Source organism: Streptomyces sp. NPDC021212 (genome assembly GCF_044332925.1).
GTDB lineage: Bacteria > Actinomycetota > Actinomycetes > Streptomycetales > Streptomycetaceae > Streptomyces.
In genome coordinates this window covers 13,391-30,843 of record NZ_JBIRPZ010000024.1, presented here as the reverse complement: position 1 = coordinate 30,843, position 17,453 = coordinate 13,391, and the positions used below count along the sequence as shown (strand labels likewise).

Genomic DNA, 17,453 nt, shown 5'->3' with positions numbered 1-17,453 from the left:
ACACCATCCCGGCGGGCCCGCAACCGGGGCCACTAGTGTTCAGGTCCGCTCTCCGGGGTGGGGCAGGTGGGCTCGGCGGGGACGCCGACGCCGCGCTGGGGGAGTGGTGCCTGGACGGTGACGCCCGGCAGCGCGTCGTCGTCCACGGTGCGCGGGCCGCGCAGCGTGACCGTCTCCAGACGGCCCAGGGCACGCAGCGGGGCGAGGTCGACGGGGTGGGCGTCGGGCCTCTGGGTCTCGATGCGGAGGTGGCGGAGGCCGGGGAAGGACGCGACCGCCCAGTCCAGGCTCATGGCTCGGGTGAGGGAAACGAGGGTGAGCCGGGAGAGCTGGGGCAGGAGACAGCCCGGTGGCGGGACCTGTCGGCAGGCGGCATTGATCCTGAGGTGGTCCAGGGTGGTGAGCCGCTCCAGGCTGTCGCCGAACGAACGGTTGAGGTGCGAGGCGAGATCCAGCGTGGTCAGCGGCAGGTCCGCCAGCGGGGCCAGGTTTTCGACATGGGGGCACCTGGTCAGGGTGAGCACGCGCAGCCGGGTGAGGTGTCGAAGGCAACGGAGGTCGGACAGGGAGAGGTTGTTGTCCAGCCGCAAGTGGGTGAGAGGGCCGGAGTCGAGGGCGGTGCGCAGGTCGTCCTCCGTGAAGTCGCCGCGCAGGAGCAGCATCGGGCGGGGCCCGGTGTCCTGGAGCATGCGCAGGTGCTCGACCGATTCGGCGACGAAGTACAGGTCGTCCGGGGCGAGTCGGGAGATCACCTCGGTGAAGTAGCGCTCGGTGTCGAAGCGCTGCCAGCTCGCGGCGAGTTGAGCGCGCACGGGGAGGGACGGATGGGTGCAGAACTGGCGCAGGTAGGGGATGGCGGCATCCGTGCCGACGACCGACGCCGTGATCACGCAGGCTTCCGCTTCGGTGTCCGAGAGTCCTTCCGGCCCCGGGAGCAGGGGGAGGACCAGCGGCCCCACGTTGGCGAGGTCGCGGGCGGCGCTTGAGCTTCGGGGTGGGATGAGTTCGTCGCCGCATCGCTTCACCTGGTCCCGCACCTGGGGGTCGAGGTCGGCGGCGTGCTCCAGACAGGCCATGGTGAGGAGGTGGAGGCGGGTCCGTACCGTCTCCTCGGTGCTGCCGCGCTCCAGCAGTTTGGTGAGCAGTTCGACGCGCTCGCGCGGGCGGGCATGGGCGACCGACATGCGGAACACGTCTTCCCACTGGGTGTCGTCGGCATGGCTGACCAGCAGGCCCACGTCCCACGCCTCCACCGCCGCCTTCGCGCCCAGGTAGTCCTGGAAGGTGCGGTGGACGAACTCCACCGTGCCCACCGAAGGCTCGCGCAAGAGCCCGCTGCGCAGCAGCAGATGCCGCAGGATCGCCGACGCGTCGCCCAGGGGCTGGGCGGCGGGGACGGACGGCAGGGCCTCGGCGACGATGCGCTCGGCGCGCTCGAGGTCGAGTTCGGCCTCGCCGTTGCGGATCAGGTAGTACGCCAGCCGCTGAAGGAGCTGGATCTGCGGCTCCTCGTCCAGATGGACGTCCCCGGGCGCGTAGACGTGGCGTTCGGTGTCGCGGCGGGTGAGGAGCATGGAGAGCGCCGCGTCGTACAGAGCCTTGCGGCCGGGTGGGAGGTAGCCGCGGCGGGCGCGGTGGAGGGCGCAGATGAGGCCGCACATCAGGGGGTTGGTGGCGAGCCGGGTGAGGTCCTGCTTGGTGCGGACGGCCGTATGGAGCGCGGATTGGTACGTAGCGAGGGCGGCGCGCTCGTCGTCCGTGCGGCACCCCACCCGCGCCGCGTCGTGCCAGCGGTCGATGAAGGCGGCCATGTCGTCGCGGCTCATCGGCGACAGCGCGAATTCGCTGAAGTCCTGGGCGGCCAGCCAGTCGTCGGCGACGGCGGAGGGGCGGGAGGTGACGAGCCACAGGTTGCCGGGGTAGGCGATCAGCAGGTCGGCCAGCCAGGAGCGGGTGCGCTCCCGGTCGCGTTCGGGGATCTCGTCGATGCCGTCGATCAGCAGCAGTCCGCGCCCGGCGGTGAGGACGCGGTCGGCCCAGCCGGCCGGCTGGGCGCCGTCCAGGGGGCTGTGGACGGAGGCCAGGAAGCGGGCCGGGGAGGGCAGGGCGTCCTGGCGGGCGATGGTGCGCAGGGGGAGGACGAAGGGGACGCGCCCGATCAACTGCTCCAGCCCGCGCGGCGGTTCCTGCCGGGCGGCGGAGACGGCGAGCCACTGGACGAGGGTGGTCTTGCCGGAGCCCGCGACCCCGCGCAGCAGGACGCGCTCGTGGCCGGAGAGGGCCCGGTCGGCGGGGAGAGTGGTGAGCTGGGCGCCGCCTTCGAGGCCGAGGGGTGGCTCGTCCTGGGAGACGGCCTCCAGGCTGAGGTACGCGGCGTCCAGCGGCCAGGTGGCCTCGGAGTGGCTGAGGTCGATGCCGACGATGGTCAGCGTGCCGTGTTTCTTGACCATGTAGTCGGCGTACCGGCGCTCGAACTTGGCGTCCTGCGCGGACTGCGACGGAAGCCGCTCGATCAGGATGTCGATCTTGGTGATGAGTTCCGTGAGCTGACCGCTCTGCTCGACCAGGGTGCGGGCGACGAACGTCGAGCGCTGGGTGAAGAAGTGCAGGATGTGCAGGCAGGCGGTGTCCAGGAGGCGCTGGTAGAGGATGGTTCCGGCCTGGCTGAGGCCGATCGGGTCGCCCAGGCCCGGTGCAGTGTCGACGAGCTGGGTGGCGAGGGCGCGGTGGCCGAGACCGACCGCCTGGACGTCATCTATGTCGAGGTCGCCCAGGGCGTGCAGGGTCGTCGCCAGGCGCATGGCGACCAGTTCGTCCTCGTCTGCGGGGCACGGCCTCTCGCCGGGACCGGCGTGCTGGGTGGCCCGGGCGACAAGCTCGGCGGCGAGTTTGTGCAGGTCGTTCAGTTCCAGCGTGCGCTTCTCGCCCCGGAAGGAGACGAGGGACGAGATACGGACCGGCTGGTCCACCAGCCCGGCGCCCCGACCCTCCTGCACGAACAGCTTCTTGACGAGCGGTGCGACGGCGCTGGACGCGAGGCGCGCGCCGATGACTGCGGGATCCACGTCCCATTCCCCCCGGTAGTGGTGGCTCCTGGCCGGACAGCATAGCGGCGGGGCGGGGACTTTGGTCCCGAAACGGACACCCGAAAGTCCCAGCGAAACGGGGGCGGGGTGATATCCGGCACAGGGGATTCGCGGTCTACTACGGGAATTAGGAATCACGCGGATATCGTGCGTAGGGGCAGGTCAGGGGGTGTGGAATTCTCCACGGAAAAGGGCGTCGAGTCCGTGCGAACTACGCATCCACTTAGTAGAAGCGCGCCTTGGTCATATCGCGCGAACGGGATAACAAGGGGCGTCGACTTCACGCATTCCCCGGAGGTACTCCCCTATGGCCCCGCGCGCCACAACCCGTCGTTATCCGCGTTCGCATTCCTCCCTCGCGCGCGCCCGCGCCGCCGTGATCGCCGTGGGCGTGGGTGCCTCGCTCGTGCTCGGCGCCGGGGTGACGTTCGCCGTAGGTGCGCCGACTGCCGCCGGCCCGGCGAAGGCCGTCGAGGCCAAGAAGGCCGACACGTGGGTGACCCCGGTCGCCGAGTACGTCCTGGGAGCCTCCTTCGGTCTGGCGGGCAACCTGTGGGCGCACAACCACAGTGGCCAGGACTTCGTGGTGCCCTCGGGCACCTCGGTGCGCGCCGTGCACACCGGTGTCGTCGTCAAGGCGGGCCCGTACGGCGCGGGCGACGGTCCGGCGTACGGCAACGCCATCGTGATCAAGCACGACGACAACACGTACTCGCAGTACGCGCACCTGTCGCGGATCGACGTACGCATAGGCCAGAGCGTGACCACCGGCCAGCACATCGCGCTGTCCGGCAACACCGGTAACACGACCGGTCCTCACCTGCACTTCGAGATCCGTACGACGCCGAACTACGGCTCGGCCGTCGGGCCGCTGACCTTCCTGCGGGCCCACGGCGTCAAGGTCTGATCGGCCTCAGGGTCTGATCGACCTCAAGGTCCGACCCGCCCCGGGGTCACTGGCCGCCCAGGCGTTCCGCTGGCGCGTGCGCCTGGGTCAGGAGATCGAGGGCGACTTCGAGGACGGCTTGCCGTTTCTCCTCGCGGTCGCCCTCGATCGTCTGCATGGCGAAGAGCCCCGCATGCATGCTGACCAGCGCGGTCATGCAGCGGACCTGATCGGTCAGGGTCGCGTCCGGATAGCGGAGCAGGCCGGACATCGCGATCATCCGGTCCTTGAAGACCTGGCCGATGCTCAGGTCGCGCACGGTCGCCTGGTTCTCCTGCATGAAGCGCAGCAGCGGTTCGACGTCGGCGAGAGCGGCGCTGTAGCGGCGCAGCAGCTCCTGTTTGGTCTCCAGGGTGCGGGGCTGCTGCTCACCCCAGGCGATCAGCTCGTCGAGGGGCCTGCTCAGGTCCTGGAAGAGGCTGCGGACGATGTCCTCTTTGGTCTTGAAGTGGTAGTAGAGCGCGGCCTTGGTGACGTCGAGCTGTTCGGCGATCTCGCGCAGCGAGGTCTTCTCGTATCCGCGCTCGGCGAAGAGATCCAGGGCCACGTCCTGGATGCGCTGACGGGTGTCGCCCCGGCGCGGTGTGCTGCCCAAGATGCTCTCCTGTGGAGGTTGGTCCAGCCCTCTGAGCAGGCCGAACATAACTTACTTGACGCCCGGCTAGTAGACGTCTTACTGTTCCCACTGTACTCAACTAGCCGGGCGGCAAGTAAGTGGCGCGTCACCGGAGCTCGTCGTAACCAGGGGGAGTGGAGATCATGTCCCAGAAGAAATCAGAAGGTGAAGCGCCACCCGCTTCCCTGCCCGCACAGGGCACCACCCAGGCCACGCCTGGCAAGCAGGGCAAGGAGCCGAAGACCCACAGCACCGGCGTGGTGATCCTGGCCCTCATGATCGCGATGCTGCTCGCGATGCTCGACAACATGATCGTCGGCACCGCGATGCCGACCATCGTCGGCGAGCTGGGCGGGCTCGAGCACCTGTCGTGGGTGGTGACCGCGTACACCCTGGCGACCGCCGCCTCGACCCCCATCTGGGGCAAGCTCGGCGACATGTACGGCCGCAAGGGCATCTTCCTCTCCTCCATCGGCCTCTTCCTCGTCGGTTCGGCCCTGTCCGGCATGGCCCAGACGATGGGCCAGCTGATCGGCTTCCGGGCCCTCCAGGGTCTGGGCGCGGGCGGTCTGATGGTCGGCGTGATGGCGATCATCGGTGATCTGGTGCCGCCGCGGGAGCGTGGCCGCTACCAGGGCATGATGGCCGGTGTGATGGCCGTGGCCATGATCGGTGGCCCGCTGGTCGGCGGCACCCTCACCGACCACCTCGGCTGGCGCTGGATCTTCTACATCAACATCCCGCTCGGCGCGATCGCCCTGTTCGCGATCAGCGCGGTGCTCCACCTGCCCAAGAAGCGTTTCGAGGGACGGATCGACTACACCGGCGCGGCCCTGCTGACCGTGGGCATCACCGCGCTCGTGCTGCTCACCACCTGGGGTGGCAACGAGTACGCCTGGGACTCGGTCCAGATCTTCGGCCTGGGGGCGCTCGGCGTCGTGGCGCTCGCCGCGTTCCTGTACGTCGAGAAGCGGGTCGCCGAACCCGTACTGCCGCTGCACATCTTCCGGATCGGCAACTTCTCGCTGGTCACGGTCATCGGCTTCCTCACCGGCTTCGTGATGTTCGGCTCGATGACCTTCCTGCCGCTCTTCCAGCAGACCGTCCAGGGCGCCAGCGCCACCAACTCCGGGCTGCTGCTGCTCCCGATGCTGCTGGGCATGATGGTCGTCTCGCTGATCGCGGGCCGGGTCACCACCCAGACCGGCAAGTACAAGATCTTCCCGATCCTGGGCGGCGTCCTGATCACCACGGGCATGTTCCTGCTGGCGCAGATGGACACCGAGACCACCCGCCTCACCTCCGGCATCTACATGACGGTGCTCGGCGCGGGCATGGGCTTCCTCATGCAGACGACCATGCTGATCGCGCAGAACAGCGTCGAGATGAAGGACATGGGCGTCGGCAGCTCCTCCGCCACGCTCTTCCGCACCCTGGGCGGTTCCTTCGGCGTCGCGATCCTCGGTGCCCTCTTCACCAGCCAGGTGCGGGACACCATGGCCGAGCGGGCCGGCGGCAAGGCGGCGGCCGTCACCTCCGGCAGTGCCCAGCTCGACCCGGCCCACATCAAGCAGCTGCCCCCGCCCATCAAGGACGCCTACACCCACGCCGTGGCCAGCGGCGCGCACCAGGTGTTCCTGTGGGGCGCGGTGATCAGCATCGTCGGCTTCCTCGCGGCCTGGTTCATCAAGGAGGTCCCGCTGCGCACCAGCGCCAAGTCCGCCGACGGGGAGGCCCCCGCCGACGCGAAGCCGGTCGCCGAACCCGTCTGAACCACCGCTGGACCACAACGCTCCGACTGACGCCCCCTGGACGGCCCCGGCACCCCGCCGGGGCCGTCCGGCATGCGGGGGCCGATCTGTCGGTCACCGAGATCTGCACGCTGGTCGGATTCGGCAGCCTCGGCACCTTCTCGACCAGCTTCGAGAAGCAGACCGGGCTCACCCCCAGCGCCTACCGGGACCGGCGCGTCGGCCGTGGCGCGGCGGGAGCGTCCGTACGGCACGGAGGCGCTGTTCCGCGACGACTCCGGCAACTGGTTCTGGTTCACCCGGCGCCGCGGCGCGCTGGACCTCGACCAGTCGTGGGCCAGTCAGTCCGGGACCTCGATGATGGGGAAGCTGCCGGTGTTGGTGGGCGCCGACTCCGGCAGCCAGAGCACCGCCACCGCGCCGTCCTCGCCCTCCACCGCCGGGTCCGCGTTACGGAACGTCAGCCGCGCGCCCAGGACCCGGGCCTGGCCCGCGGCGATGGTCAGGCCCAGGCCGTGGCCCTTGCCCGCCCGGTCCTTGCTGCCGGTGCGGAACCGGCTCGGCCCGTCCTTCAGCAGCGACTCCGGGAAGCCGGGCCCGTGGTCGCGGACCCGCAGTACCCGGCCCTCCACGGTGATCTCGAACGGCGGCTTGCCGTGCCGGGCGGCGTTGGCCAGCAGATTGCCCAGGATGCGTTCCAGCCGACGCGGATCGGTGGAGACGTGGGCGTCCCGGGCCACCGTGACCACGGCGTCCGGGGCCACCACGCGCACCCGGCGGGCGATGAACTCGGCGAGGTCGATCTCCTGGAGCTCGGCCCGCTCGGCGAAGCCGTCCAGCCGGGCCACCTCCAGTACGTCCTCCACCAGCGTGCGCATCGCCTGCGCCCGGTCCCGCACCAGCTCGGTGGGGCGGCCCGGGGGCAGCAGCTCGGCGGCGGTGAGCAGGCCGGTGACCGGGGTGCGCAGCTCGTGCGCGATGTCGGCGGTGACCCGGCGCTCCGCCTCCAGCCGTTCCTGGAGGGCCTCGGCCATGCCGTCGACGGCGCGCGCCAGGTCGTCGGTCTCGTCGCGCACCCGGCCGCCGATGGCGTCCCGTACCCGCACCTCGGAGTCGCCCTCGGCGAGTTTGCGGGCGGCGGTGGCGGCCTTGCGCAGCCGCCGCGAGAGCTGGTCGCCTATGAGCACGCCGAGCGCGATCCCGCCCAGCACCACGGAGACCGAGCCGAGAATCAGCACCCGGTCCAGGTCGTCCAGGACGGCGAAGCGGTCCTGGAAGCGGGTGTGGACGGAGAGCACCTTGCCGTCGCGCAGCGGCACCGAAGCCCACACCTCGGGGCTGCCGGTGCCGGAGTCCTCCAGGAAGGTGGCGCGCTGCCCGCGCGCCGCGAACTTCCGCAGGTCCTCGGGCAGCCGCGGGTCGTCCAGCTTGGCGCCGAAGCCCAGCACCCGGGACTCCTCGTACCACTTCTGGGCGACCTTCACCCGCTCGTCCATCACCGTGCGGCTGTTGTCGAGCATCGAGACCCGGGCCGCGTTGTGGACGACGAGGCTCAGCGCGACCGCGACCAGCGCGCTCACCGCGGCGATCGCCAGGCTGACCTTCCAGCGCAGCCCGGAGCGGAGCGCGAGTCTCACCATGGTCCTGCTTCAGCCCCTGAGCTTGTAGCCGAAGCCGCGGACCGTCTCGATGCGGTCCTGGCCTATCTTGCCGCGCAGCCGCTGGACGTGGACGTCCACGACCCGGGTGTCCCCGCCCCAGCCGTACTCCCACACCCGCTCCAGCAGCCGGTCGCGGGAGAGCACGGTGCCGGGCGCGGACGAGAACTCCAGCAGCAGCCGCATCTCGGTCGGCGTCAGCGCGACCGGCTCACCGCCCTTGCGGACCTCCATGCCCTCCGGGTCCACCTCCAGGTCGCCGAAGCGCAGCACCCCGCCCTCGGGCTCCTCGGGTCCCGGCCGCTCGCCGCCGCGGCCGCCGGGGCCGCTGGCGTGGCCGAAGCGGCGCAGCACGGCCCGGATGCGGGCGACCAGCACGGCGCCGTCGAAGGGCTTGGTGACGTAGTCGTCGGCCCCGGCCTCCAGGCCCAGCACCACGTCGATCGAGTCGGCGCGGGCCGACAGCATGATCACGGGCACGGTGGACTCGTCGCGGATCCGGCGGCACAGGCTGACCCCGTCCAGGCCCGGCACCATCACGTCCAGCAGGGCGATGTCGGGCCGGTCGGCGCGGAACCTCTCCAGCCCGGTCAGACCGTCGGGCGCGGCGGTCACCAGGAAGCCGTCGCGCTCCAGCGCGAGCTGGGTGGCTTCGCGGATGACGTCGTCGTCCTCGACGAAGAGCACATGGGTTTCGGCCACAGCCTCGGTTCAGCCTTCCGTTCCGTCGTCCTCGCCGCCGTCCCTCGTGGAGGCGCTGGGGGCGGGCTCGTCCGTGGGGCTGCCTTTGCTGTAGTCGGTGTGCTGGTGCCGGATCACGGCGAATGCCCGCTTGACCGCCACCCAACGGTAGGTGATCACATCCGCGCGCGAGGGACAGCAGACGGTGTCCCCCGAGCCGTACGAGAGCTTGGTGACGCTCAGATCGCCCTTGACGACGTCAGCGTAGACCGGCGGCTGCTCGTCGCTGAAGACGTTCTCGTACCGCTGCCCCACCTTGCGGTACACATACGAGCCGATGCCGAAGCCGTCGTCGCAGGTCGTGACGTTGATGACGAGATCGGACGCGGTGGGTCCGGTCAGCTTCCCCCGGGACACCTCCACCGGGTAGTCCTTGGCCGGCTGTGCCCTCTGTTGCTTGGCCGCCGCCGCGCACGGCCGGAGGTGCGACTTCAGGTCCTGGCCGACCTTCGGGTCCTCCTTGATCAGCCGCACCGCGTCGGCCTTCTGCACGGTCGGCGGCTTGGTCGTCGAGCCGCCCGCGTATGAGCCCTTGTCCTGCGCCGGGGGCGCCGTCCACTGGGTGCGCGCCGGTCCCTCCGTGCGCACGCCGTCGCTGCCGCTGCCGCATCCGGCCAGCATCCAGCCCCCGGCAGCCGCGAGGCCCACGACCGCGCCGCCGGTGATCATGGCATTCCTGCCAGGAGAGGCCTTGATCAGGCCGCGCACCGTTCCTGCCCCCGCTCCTGGCGGTCACGCCGGACGTGGTTCCCCGCCGGGAGCGGCTTCGTGGCGGCGGTCGTGCCCGCCGGCTCGCGGCCGAGCGCGCGGGCATCCAGCTCGCGGCTCTCCAGCTCCTGCCGCAGCCGCGCGAGCGCCCGGTGCAGTGTGCTCTTGACCGTGCCGGTCGACATACCGAGCGCCTCCGCCGTCTCCTCCGTCGTCATCTGCTCCCAGTGTCGCAGCACCACGACACTGCGCTGCTTGGGAGCCAGCACTCCGAGGATGTCCATCAGCAGGGCCCGGTCGGCGTGCTGCTCGGTGCCGTCGTCGACGCTGGCCTCCGGCAGCTGCTCGGTGGGCACCTCGTCCAGCTTGCGGGCGCGCCACCACTCGGTACGGGTGTTGATCATGACGCGGCGGAGGTAGGCGTCGGCGAGGGACTTGTCGGCTATCCCGTCCCAGCGGCCGTAGGTGCGCACGAGCGCGGTCTGGAGAAGGTCCTGTGCCTCGATCGGGTCCGGAATCAGCCGGCGGGCGCTGCGCAGCAGCGCGTCCTGCCGGTTGCGCACGTACTCCTCGAAGTCCAGAACCTTGCCGCTGCTGCCGGTCATCGTGCAGCCCTCCGTCCGCTGTCTTCCCCACGTTGACTGCCGACGTGTCGTCGGCACGGGAAGAACGCTATGGAGGCGCTGTTGCGGTGCCATGTGCGTCAGCACCTCGGCAAACGCACAGCTGTCCATAGGTTGTGTAACAGCGGAACCCGGTTCGACGGAGTGTCAGAACCGGGTCCTGGAAGTGTCACAGCCCTGTCACAGGATGGCTGGTGGGGCCGTGAAAAAGAGGCTGTGGGTCAGGTCAGCGGCAGCCGGTAGAGGCCGCCCGCGAGCGGTTCGACGAGACCGTCGGAGACCAGCCCGTCGAGCGCCCGGGCCCGCTGCACCGGCTCGTTCCACACCCGGTCCAGTGTCGCCTGCGGCACGGGCGCGACCGCCTCCCGCAGCACCGCCAGCAGCTTGCCGCGCACCTGACGGTCCGTCCCGGCGTACGTCTGGGCGCGCCGCGGCGGGCCGTCGTGCTCCGGCGAACCGGCCCCGCGCCAGGCGCAGGACGCCGCGATGGGGCAGCGGGCGCAGTCGGGGGTGCGGGCAGTGCAGACCAGCGCGCCCAACTCCATCGTGGCCGCCGCCCAGCGCGCCGCCGTCCGCTCGTCGTCCGGCAGCAGGGCGCGGGCGAGCTTGCGCTCGGCGGCGGTGGTGGCGTTCGGCGGGTACTGGACGCCGCCGATCGCCCGCGCGAACACCCGGCGGACGTTGGTGTCCAGCACCGGGTGGCGCTGTCCGTACGCGAACGAGGCCACGGCCGCCGCCGTGTACTCGCCGACCCCCGGCAGCGCGAGCAGCTGCGCGTGGTCGCCCGGTACGTCACCGCCGTGCCGCTCCCTTATGGCCGCCGCGGCGCCGTGCAGCCGCAGCGCGCGGCGCGGATAGCCGAGCCGGCCCCAGGCGCGGACCGCCTCACCGGGCGGCTCGGCGGCCAGGTCGGCGGGGCGCGGCCAGCGGGCGAGCCACTGCTCGTACACCGGCAGCACACGGGCCACCGGCGTCTGCTGGAGCATGAACTCGCTCACCATCACACCCCACGCTCCGGCCTCCGGGCGGCGCCAGGGGAGGTCGCGGGCGTGGGCGTCGAACCAGTCGATGACGGGCCGGTGGAGCTCGGCACCGTCGGGGGTCGGGGTTGCGGCGGCCGGGGCGGCGGAAATGGCAGTCATCACATCCGATCCTGACACGACGGAACGTCCGATGGGGGTCGAGGGCGCGGGCGTTCGGGTCGAGCCGGGGCAGATATTCGGGAAACGGTGCAATTCGGGTGAGGTTGCGCGGTGAGTGGCCGGGAACCGCCCGGCCTGCTGTCGCCCAGGTGGCCGATCCGGTCGGATGATGAGAAAAGTAGGGAGACCGGCGGCGGTTATTGGCGGGTGCGGGCGTCGATCTCCCATAGAGTTTCCGCGTGGGATCTCTGCGCAATCCGATCGGGCCGCTTCCCTCCTCCATCTACTGGCGGCGGAGGGCTGTTGCGCTGGCCCTGCTCGCCGTCATCGTGCTGCTCGTCATCTGGGCCTTCGGCTGGGGTGGTTCGGGCGGCGGCGGAAGCGACGAGGGCAAGGGGCCGGGCGGCGGCGGACCCGCGAGCACGATCACCCCCGGGCCGACCACCTCCGGGCCGGTGAACAGCGAACGGCCGGGCGGGCGCGACGAGTCGGACGCCGGCGGCACGGGCTCGGGTTCGGGTTCGGGCTCCGGCTCCGGCTCCGGTGACTCGGGCGGCGACGGCGGCACGGGCACCGGGTCCGGCGGCGCGGCGGACGGCGGCGCCCCGGGCGGCCCTGGCGGCACGGGGGCCGGCGGTGGCACCGGCGACGGGCTCGGCGACGGGGACGGCCGGGCGCTGCCCGTCGGGTCGAGCCTGCCGGAGTGCAAGCGCGGCGACGTCGAGCTGACGGTGCGCAGCGTCAAGGACGCGAAGGTGAAGAACACCTACGGGCCGGATGAGAAGCCGAGGTTCGAAATCACCGTGAAGAACTCCTCGAACAGCTCCTGCGCGGTGGACTTCGGCCGGGCCGCCGCCTCACTCACCATCACGGACGCGGACAACGAGCACGTCTGGGCCTCGGACGACTGCCCCGAGGGCAGCGCCACCGCCCTGATCGAGGTGCCCGCCTCCGGCGAGACCAAGCGCACCGTGGAATGGGACCGCGAGCGCACCGCCGCCCACTGCGCGACGCCGAAGGGCGCCAAGAGGGCCGCCGCGGGCACCTATCTGGTCGAGGCGAAGCTGGACGGCCTGGGCGCGGCCAAGGTGTCGTTCGTCCTCGCCAAGGACTAGGGCCCGTCTGACGGATCTCCGCGGGGGCCCTGGACGCCCATCGCAGCGCGAAGGGGCCGGATCCGCCGACGCGGATCCGGCCCCTTCGCCGTGTCGCTCCACGTAGCCGCTATACGTACCGCTCCAGGATCGAGGACTCCGCCAGCCGCGACAGGCCCTCGCGGACCGAGCGGGCCCGGGCCTCGCCCACGCCGTCGACCATCTGCAGATCGTCCACGCTCGCGGCCAGCAGCTTCTGCAGCCCGCCGAAGTGCTCCACCAGCCGCTCGATGATCGCCCCCGGCAGCCTCGGCACCTTGGCCAGCAGCCGGAAGCCGCGCGGGGAGACCGCCGAGTCCAGGGTCTCGGGGGAGCCGGTGTACCCCAGGGCGCGGGCCACGATGGGCAGTTCCAGCAGCTCGGTGTGGGTGAGCCGGTCCAGCTCGGCGAGCGCGTCGGCGACGGTGCGGGTGCGCTTGGCGGTCGGCTCGGGCACATAGTCCCGTGCGACCAGCTCCCGCTCCGGCTCGACGCCCGCGATCAGCTCGTCCAACTGGAGCGACAGCAGCCGGCCGTCCGTGCCCAGCTCCACCACGTACTCGGCGATCTCGGTGGCGATGCGCCGCACCATCTCCAGGCGCTGCGCGACCGCGCTGACGTCCCGGACGGTGACCAGGTCCTCGATCTCCAGCGCGGAGAGCGTGCCCGCGACCTCGTCCAGCCGCAGCTTGTACCGCTCCAGGGTGGCCAGCGCCTGGTTGGCGCGGGACAGGATGGCCGCCGAATCCTCCAGGACCCGCCGCTGCCCGCCCACGTACAGCGCGATCAGCCGCATGGACTGGCTGACGGACACGACCGGGAACCCGGTCTGGATGGAGACGCGCTGCGCGGTGCGGTGCCGGGTGCCGGTCTCCTCGGTGGCGATCGCCGCGTCCGGGACGAGCTGCACCCCCGCCCGCACGATCTTGTTGATGTCCTTGTCGAGCACCAGCGCCCCGTCCAGCTTGCACAGCTCGCGCAGCCGGGTGGCGGTGAACTCGACGTCGATCACGAAGCCGCCGGTACACAGCGACTCCACGGTCTTGTCGGTGCCGAGCACGATGAGCCCGCCCGTGTTTCCACGGAGGATGCGCTCAAGGCCGTCGCGCAGCGCCGTGCCCGGCGCGACCGCGCTCAGAGTGGCACGCATCAGACCGTCGGCTTTGCCGGGATTCGATGCCCGGTCGCCTGCTGCCACTGCACTCCTCCGTCACAAGGTCTGAATCGGTGCCGCGAGTCGCCCCTCCGCGCCGGTGTACGAGGCCACGTAGGGGCGAGACCAGGGCAAAGTCTACCGGCGGTCCCCGGCCTCCCGTGGGGTCTCCCGGCGTACGCCCCCGGGCGGGGGCCGGAGCGCCGCTCCTCCCGCGGTCCGGACCGCCCCGCTCACCACCGCGTTCGCCCCCTCGCTCACCCCTCCTCGGGGGCGTCCTTGCGGGCGCGGTCCGCGCGCTCGCGCCGGGGCAGAACGCGCAGTGCGTCCCCTATGTCCGCCACCTCCAGCACCCGCATGCCGTCGGGGATCCGGCCCGGGTCGGTCGGCACCAGGGCGTGGGTGAAGCCCAGCCGGGCGGCCTCGGACAGCCGCCGCTGCACCCCCGTGACCCGCCGGACCTCGCCCGCGAGACCCACCTCGCCGATCGCCACCAGGTTCTTCGGCAGCGGGGTGTCGCTCGCGGCGCTCGCCAGCGCGAGCGCCACCGCGAGGTCCGCCGCGGGCTCCGACAGCTTCACGCCGCCCACCGTGGCGCTGTAGATGTCGCGCTTGCCGAGCGCGGTGATCCGGCCGCGCTGCTCCAGGACGGCCAGCATCATCGAGACGCGGGAGGTCTCCAGGCCGGAGGTGGTGCGGCGGGGGGAGGGGATCTGCGAGTCGACGGTGAGCGCCTGCACCTCGGCCACCAGCGGCCGGCGGCCCTCCAGGGTGACGGTCAGGCAGGTGCCGGGCACCGGCTCGGCACGCCGGGTGAGGAACAGCCCGGACGGGTCGGCGAGGCCGGTGATGCCCTCGTCGTGCAGCTCGAAGCAGCCCACCTCGTCCGTCGCCCCGTAACGGTTCTTGACGCCGCGGACCAGCCGCAGCCGGGCGTGGCGGTCGCCCTCGAAGTGCAGCACCACGTCGACCAGGTGCTCCAGCAGCCGGGGGCCCGCGATCGCCCCGTCCTTGGTCACATGGCCGACCAGCAGCGTGGACATGCCGCGCTCCTTCGACGCCCGGATCAGTGCCCCGGCCACCTCGCGCACCTGGGCCATGCCGCCGGGCGCGCCGTCGATCTCCGGTGAGGCGACGGTCTGCACGGAGTCCAGGATCAGCAGCGACGGCTTGACCGAGTCGAGATGGCCGAGCACGGCGGACAGATCGGTCTCGGCCGCGAGGTAGAGATGCTCGCTCAGCGCCCCGATGCGGTCGGCGCGCAGCCGGACCTGGCTCGCCGACTCCTCCCCGGTGACGTACAGCGTCCGGTGGTCGTCGGTGGCCGCCTTGGCCGCGACGTCCAGCAGCAGCGTCGACTTGCCGACCCCCGGCTCCCCGGCCAGCAGCGCCACCGCGCCGGGGACCAGACCGCCGCCGAGCACCCGGTCCAGCTCGTCCACACCGGTGGAACGGGCGGTGGCCTGGCGGCCGTCGACCTGGCCGATGGGCAGGGCGGCCGAGGTGACCCTGCCCGGCGCGGTGGTCCGCACGGCGGGCGCGCCGAACTCCTCGACCGTGCCCCACGCCTGGCACTCCGGGCAGCGGCCGAGCCACTTGGCCGTGGTCCAGCCGCACTCGGTGCAGCGGTAGGAGGGCCGGTCCTTGGCGGATGAACGGGAGGAGCTACGGGCAGCCATGGGCTCAACGCTAGCGTCGCCCACCGACAGCGGGGCGCCCAGGCTGCTTGTGGGCTCATAGCAGTTCCGCGGCACGGAAGAGGGACGCCTGTCCCCTTATGAGGGAGATGGTCACCCGTAAGGGTTAAAACTGCCCGAGTAGGGCGAGTGGGTCTGCATAGTCCGCCTACGGTCGCCGGGTGATGAGCAGCAGGTCCGAGCACGCGACACACGCCACCGGCGCACACCGGGCGCAGCGCCGCGCGCCCCGCGTCACCACCACGCGCCCCCAGCGGCCCCCGGCGCGCTACGAGCCGTATCTGGACGGTCTGTTCACCTACTGCCTGTCGGTCCTCTGCGAGCACGACGCCGCGGCCGTCACCCTCGGCGATGTGCTGGCCGTCGCCGAGCGGCGGCTCGGGCGGGGGCGCGGGCGCGCGGAGGCCGAGGAGGAGCCGAGCCGGCCGTGGCTCTACGCGGTCGCCCGCTGGGCCTGTCTGCGCAAGCTCGCCGAGCTGCGGGAGCAGCGGGACCCGAGGGCCGGGCGGGGCGATCCGGACACCGCGCTGCCCGAGCCCGTCGCCGACCGCCGCCGCCTCGAACTCGCCACGCTCGCCTGGCCCGAGGCCGCCGGGACCACCGCCGCCCAGCGCGAGGCGCTCGAACTCCACGTCCGCCACCAGCTCACCCCGGCCGAGGTCGCCGCCGCCCTCGGCAAGGAGCCCGACGACACCCGCGCCCTGCTCTCCAGCGCCGCCTGCGAGGTGGAGCGGACCCGCGCCGCGCTCGCCGTCGTGGAGCTGGGCCACTGCCCCGTCGTCGCCCGGCTCGCGGGCGACACCCAGGTGCTGCTCTCCGCCGCGCTCCGCCGTGAGCTGGTGCGCCATGTCGACGACTGCCGCGAATGCCGCCGGATGGCGGAGCGGGCCACGGCGGACGGCCCCTGGCCCGGTACGGCCGCCGCGCCCGCCGCCCTGCCGGTGGTGGAGGCGCCCCGCTCCGCCGTGCACGCCGCGATGCTGTGCGCCCTGAGCACCCGCCCCGTGCGCGCCGCGGCCGGTCCGCGCTTCGACCGGCGCGGCTTCCCGCTGGACCCCCAGGACCGGGCCGCCCGCCGCAGCAGGCTGCGCAGCCGTGCCCTGACCACGACCGTGGTCGCCACGGTGATTGCCGCCCCGGTGCTCGCCCTGTGGGCCGCCTACCGGGGTGCGCCGCTCGCCGGTGACGAGCACGACACGGACTCGGTGGCCGCCGCCAACGCGGACGGCGCGGACCAGGTCCCGGCCGGTGAGCAGGATCGCTCCGCCGGGCGGGCGTACGAACGGGCGGGCAGCGCGCAGGACCGTTCCGGCGCGGCCCGCCTGCGGAGCCGGGCCGGTGCGCCGGGGGCCGAGGTGACGGTCGAGGTCATCGCCGCGGACGGCGAGCGGCGCCCCGGCAAGAGCGCCGGGCGATCCCCGGGCGGCGCCCGCCCCACCGGCGGACCCGCCCCGTCCCGCCCCGCCCCCGGCCCCGGGCGGCTCACCGTGGAGGCCCAGCCGAGCGGCGATGTGACGGTCATCACCCTGGCCGCCTCGGGGGGCGCCCCGGTGCGCTGGTCGGCCTCGGCGTCGGCCGGCGCGTCCTGGCTCCAGCTGAGCCGCACCGCCGGTGAGCTGCGCCCCGGCCAGACGGCGACGATCACGGTGTCCGTCGACCGCGACCGAGAGCCACCGGGCCACTGGCGGGCGCGGGTGACGGTCGCGCCGTCGGGCGCGGTGGTCGTGATCGAGGGCCGAGGCACACCCCCCACCCCGACCCCCACCACCCAGCCCCCCGGCACCACATCGCCCCCGTCCACCCCACCCCCCTCGGACCCACCGGCGCCCAAGGAGTAGCGCCCATCCCGGCCCAACGCTGACCGAAGCCGCAGGCGCCGCGCGCTCGGGAAGGGGCGGGGGGAGGGAGCCCCCGGCTCACCAGGGGCGCAGGTCCGCCGCACTCCAAGCCGGGGCGCCGGGGCCCGGGGCGGTGCCCCGAATGGGTCGGGGGTCCGGGGGCGCGACCCCCGGTTTCGGGAAGGGGCCGGGGGAGGAGCCCCCGGCGCTCACCAGGGCCGCAGGGCCGCCGCACTCCAAGCCGGGGCGCCGGGGCCCGGGGCAGTGCCCCGAATGGGTCGGGGGTCCGGGGGCGCGACCCCCGGTTTCGGGAAGGGGCCGGGGGAGGAGCCCCCGGCGCTCACCAGGGGCGCAGGTCCGC

General features: G+C 72.5%; 13 protein-coding genes and 2 pseudogenes. 6 read left to right on the top strand and 9 right to left on the bottom strand.

Going from position 1 to position 17,453, the window contains the following annotated elements:
* Positions 1-32: 32 nt before the first annotated feature.
* On the bottom strand, positions 33-3,065 hold the full coding sequence (locus ACH4SI_RS40185) for an NACHT domain-containing protein (RefSeq protein ID WP_398305337.1): 3,033 nt from the start codon (positions 3,063-3,065) through the stop codon (positions 33-35).
* Positions 3,066-3,393: 328 nt separating this feature from the next.
* Between ACH4SI_RS40185 and ACH4SI_RS40180 the strand changes: the two genes are divergently transcribed.
* Complete coding sequence (locus tag ACH4SI_RS40180) at positions 3,394-3,993, top strand: M23 family metallopeptidase (RefSeq protein ID WP_398305334.1); 600 nt, start codon at positions 3,394-3,396, stop codon at positions 3,991-3,993.
* 46 nt (positions 3,994-4,039) lie between these two features.
* On the opposite strand, the gene ACH4SI_RS40175 is transcribed toward ACH4SI_RS40180, so the two are convergent.
* A complete protein-coding gene (locus tag ACH4SI_RS40175) occupies positions 4,040-4,627 on the bottom strand; it encodes a TetR/AcrR family transcriptional regulator (protein WP_398305331.1) in 588 nt (195 codons plus the stop codon).
* 164 nt (positions 4,628-4,791) lie between these two features.
* On the opposite strand from ACH4SI_RS40175, the gene ACH4SI_RS40170 reads away from it, so the two are divergent.
* The 3 genes and pseudogenes from ACH4SI_RS40170 to ACH4SI_RS40160 all read left to right on the top strand — a co-directional run.
* Positions 4,792-6,420 (top strand): MDR family MFS transporter, encoded by a 1,629-nt coding sequence (locus tag ACH4SI_RS40170; protein ID WP_398305328.1) that lies wholly within the window; start codon positions 4,792-4,794, stop codon positions 6,418-6,420.
* An 80-nt stretch (positions 6,421-6,500) separates the two neighbouring features.
* Positions 6,501-6,635 (top strand): annotated as a pseudogene (locus ACH4SI_RS40165) (helix-turn-helix domain-containing protein); the annotation flags it as partial.
* Positions 6,634-6,738: pseudogene (locus ACH4SI_RS40160) on the top strand (VOC family protein); the annotation flags it as partial. The pseudogenes ACH4SI_RS40165 and ACH4SI_RS40160, both read left to right, overlap by 2 nt.
* Before the next feature lie 2 nt (positions 6,739-6,740).
* On the opposite strand, the gene cseC reads toward ACH4SI_RS40160, so the two are convergent.
* The 5 genes from cseC to ACH4SI_RS40135 all read right to left on the bottom strand — a co-directional run bounded on the left by cseC (position 6,741) and on the right by ACH4SI_RS40135 (position 11,271).
* Positions 6,741-8,039, bottom strand: a complete 1,299-nt coding sequence (gene cseC, locus ACH4SI_RS40155) for a two-component system sensor histidine kinase CseC (protein WP_398305325.1) — start codon at positions 8,037-8,039, stop codon at positions 6,741-6,743.
* 9 nt (positions 8,040-8,048) lie between these two features.
* Positions 8,049-8,759 carry a two-component system response regulator CseB gene (cseB, locus tag ACH4SI_RS40150; protein ID WP_398305323.1) on the bottom strand — a complete coding sequence of 237 codons (711 nt, stop codon included), beginning with the start codon at positions 8,757-8,759 and terminating at the stop codon, positions 8,049-8,051.
* Between the two features lie 9 nt (positions 8,760-8,768).
* Positions 8,769-9,467 carry a hypothetical protein gene (locus tag ACH4SI_RS40145; RefSeq protein WP_398305320.1) on the bottom strand — a complete coding sequence of 233 codons (699 nt, stop codon included), beginning with the start codon at positions 9,465-9,467 and terminating at the stop codon, positions 8,769-8,771.
* Between the two features lie 26 nt (positions 9,468-9,493).
* Positions 9,494-10,111, bottom strand: coding sequence for a SigE family RNA polymerase sigma factor (locus ACH4SI_RS40140; RefSeq protein WP_398305317.1), 618 nt, complete (start codon positions 10,109-10,111; stop codon positions 9,494-9,496).
* A gap of 239 nt (positions 10,112-10,350) precedes the next feature.
* Positions 10,351-11,271, bottom strand: coding sequence for an A/G-specific adenine glycosylase (locus ACH4SI_RS40135; protein ID WP_398305314.1), 921 nt, complete (start codon positions 11,269-11,271; stop codon positions 10,351-10,353).
* A gap of 239 nt (positions 11,272-11,510) precedes the next feature.
* Between ACH4SI_RS40135 and ACH4SI_RS40130 the strand changes: the two genes are divergently transcribed.
* Complete coding sequence (locus ACH4SI_RS40130) at positions 11,511-12,386, top strand: hypothetical protein (protein WP_398305311.1); 876 nt, start codon at positions 11,511-11,513, stop codon at positions 12,384-12,386.
* 109 nt (positions 12,387-12,495) lie between these two features.
* On the opposite strand, the gene disA is transcribed toward ACH4SI_RS40130, so the two are convergent.
* Both disA and radA read right to left on the bottom strand, forming a co-directional pair.
* Positions 12,496-13,554: a DNA integrity scanning diadenylate cyclase DisA gene (disA, locus tag ACH4SI_RS40125; RefSeq protein WP_398305308.1), complete on the bottom strand. Its 1,059-nt coding sequence runs from the start codon at positions 13,552-13,554 to the stop codon at positions 12,496-12,498.
* 260 nt (positions 13,555-13,814) lie between these two features.
* Positions 13,815-15,236, bottom strand: coding sequence for a DNA repair protein RadA (gene radA, locus ACH4SI_RS40120; RefSeq protein WP_398305305.1), 1,422 nt, complete (start codon positions 15,234-15,236; stop codon positions 13,815-13,817).
* A 182-nt stretch (positions 15,237-15,418) separates the two neighbouring features.
* Here radA and ACH4SI_RS40115 point away from each other — a divergent pair, with 182 nt between their 5' ends.
* The gene (locus tag ACH4SI_RS40115; RefSeq protein ID WP_398305302.1) at positions 15,419-17,092 is read left to right on the top strand and encodes a sigma-70 family RNA polymerase sigma factor; all 1,674 of its coding nucleotides are present in this window, start codon (positions 15,419-15,421) and stop codon (positions 17,090-17,092) included.
* The last annotated feature ends 361 nt before the right edge of the window (positions 17,093-17,453 follow it).

Excerpts from the sequence above, each read along its gene's own strand:
- ACH4SI_RS40170 (WP_398305328.1), top strand. The coding sequence starts at position 4,792 with ATGTCCCAGAAGAAATCAGAAGGTGAAGCGCCACCCGCTTCCCTGCCC.
- ACH4SI_RS40115 (WP_398305302.1), top strand. The coding sequence starts at position 15,419 with ATGAGCAGCAGGTCCGAGCACGCGACACACGCCACCGGCGCACACCGG.
- radA (WP_398305305.1), bottom strand. The coding sequence starts at position 15,236 with ATGGCTGCCCGTAGCTCCTCCCGTTCATCCGCCAAGGACCGGCCCTCC.
- disA (WP_398305308.1), bottom strand. The coding sequence starts at position 13,554 with ATGCGTGCCACTCTGAGCGCGGTCGCGCCGGGCACGGCGCTGCGCGAC.
- ACH4SI_RS40145 (WP_398305320.1), bottom strand. The coding sequence starts at position 9,467 with ATGATCACCGGCGGCGCGGTCGTGGGCCTCGCGGCTGCCGGGGGCTGG.
- ACH4SI_RS40180 (WP_398305334.1), top strand. The coding sequence starts at position 3,394 with ATGGCCCCGCGCGCCACAACCCGTCGTTATCCGCGTTCGCATTCCTCC.
- cseC (WP_398305325.1), bottom strand. The coding sequence starts at position 8,039 with ATGGTGAGACTCGCGCTCCGCTCCGGGCTGCGCTGGAAGGTCAGCCTG.
- ACH4SI_RS40135 (WP_398305314.1), bottom strand. The coding sequence starts at position 11,271 with ATGACTGCCATTTCCGCCGCCCCGGCCGCCGCAACCCCGACCCCCGAC.
- ACH4SI_RS40140 (WP_398305317.1), bottom strand. The coding sequence starts at position 10,111 with ATGACCGGCAGCAGCGGCAAGGTTCTGGACTTCGAGGAGTACGTGCGC.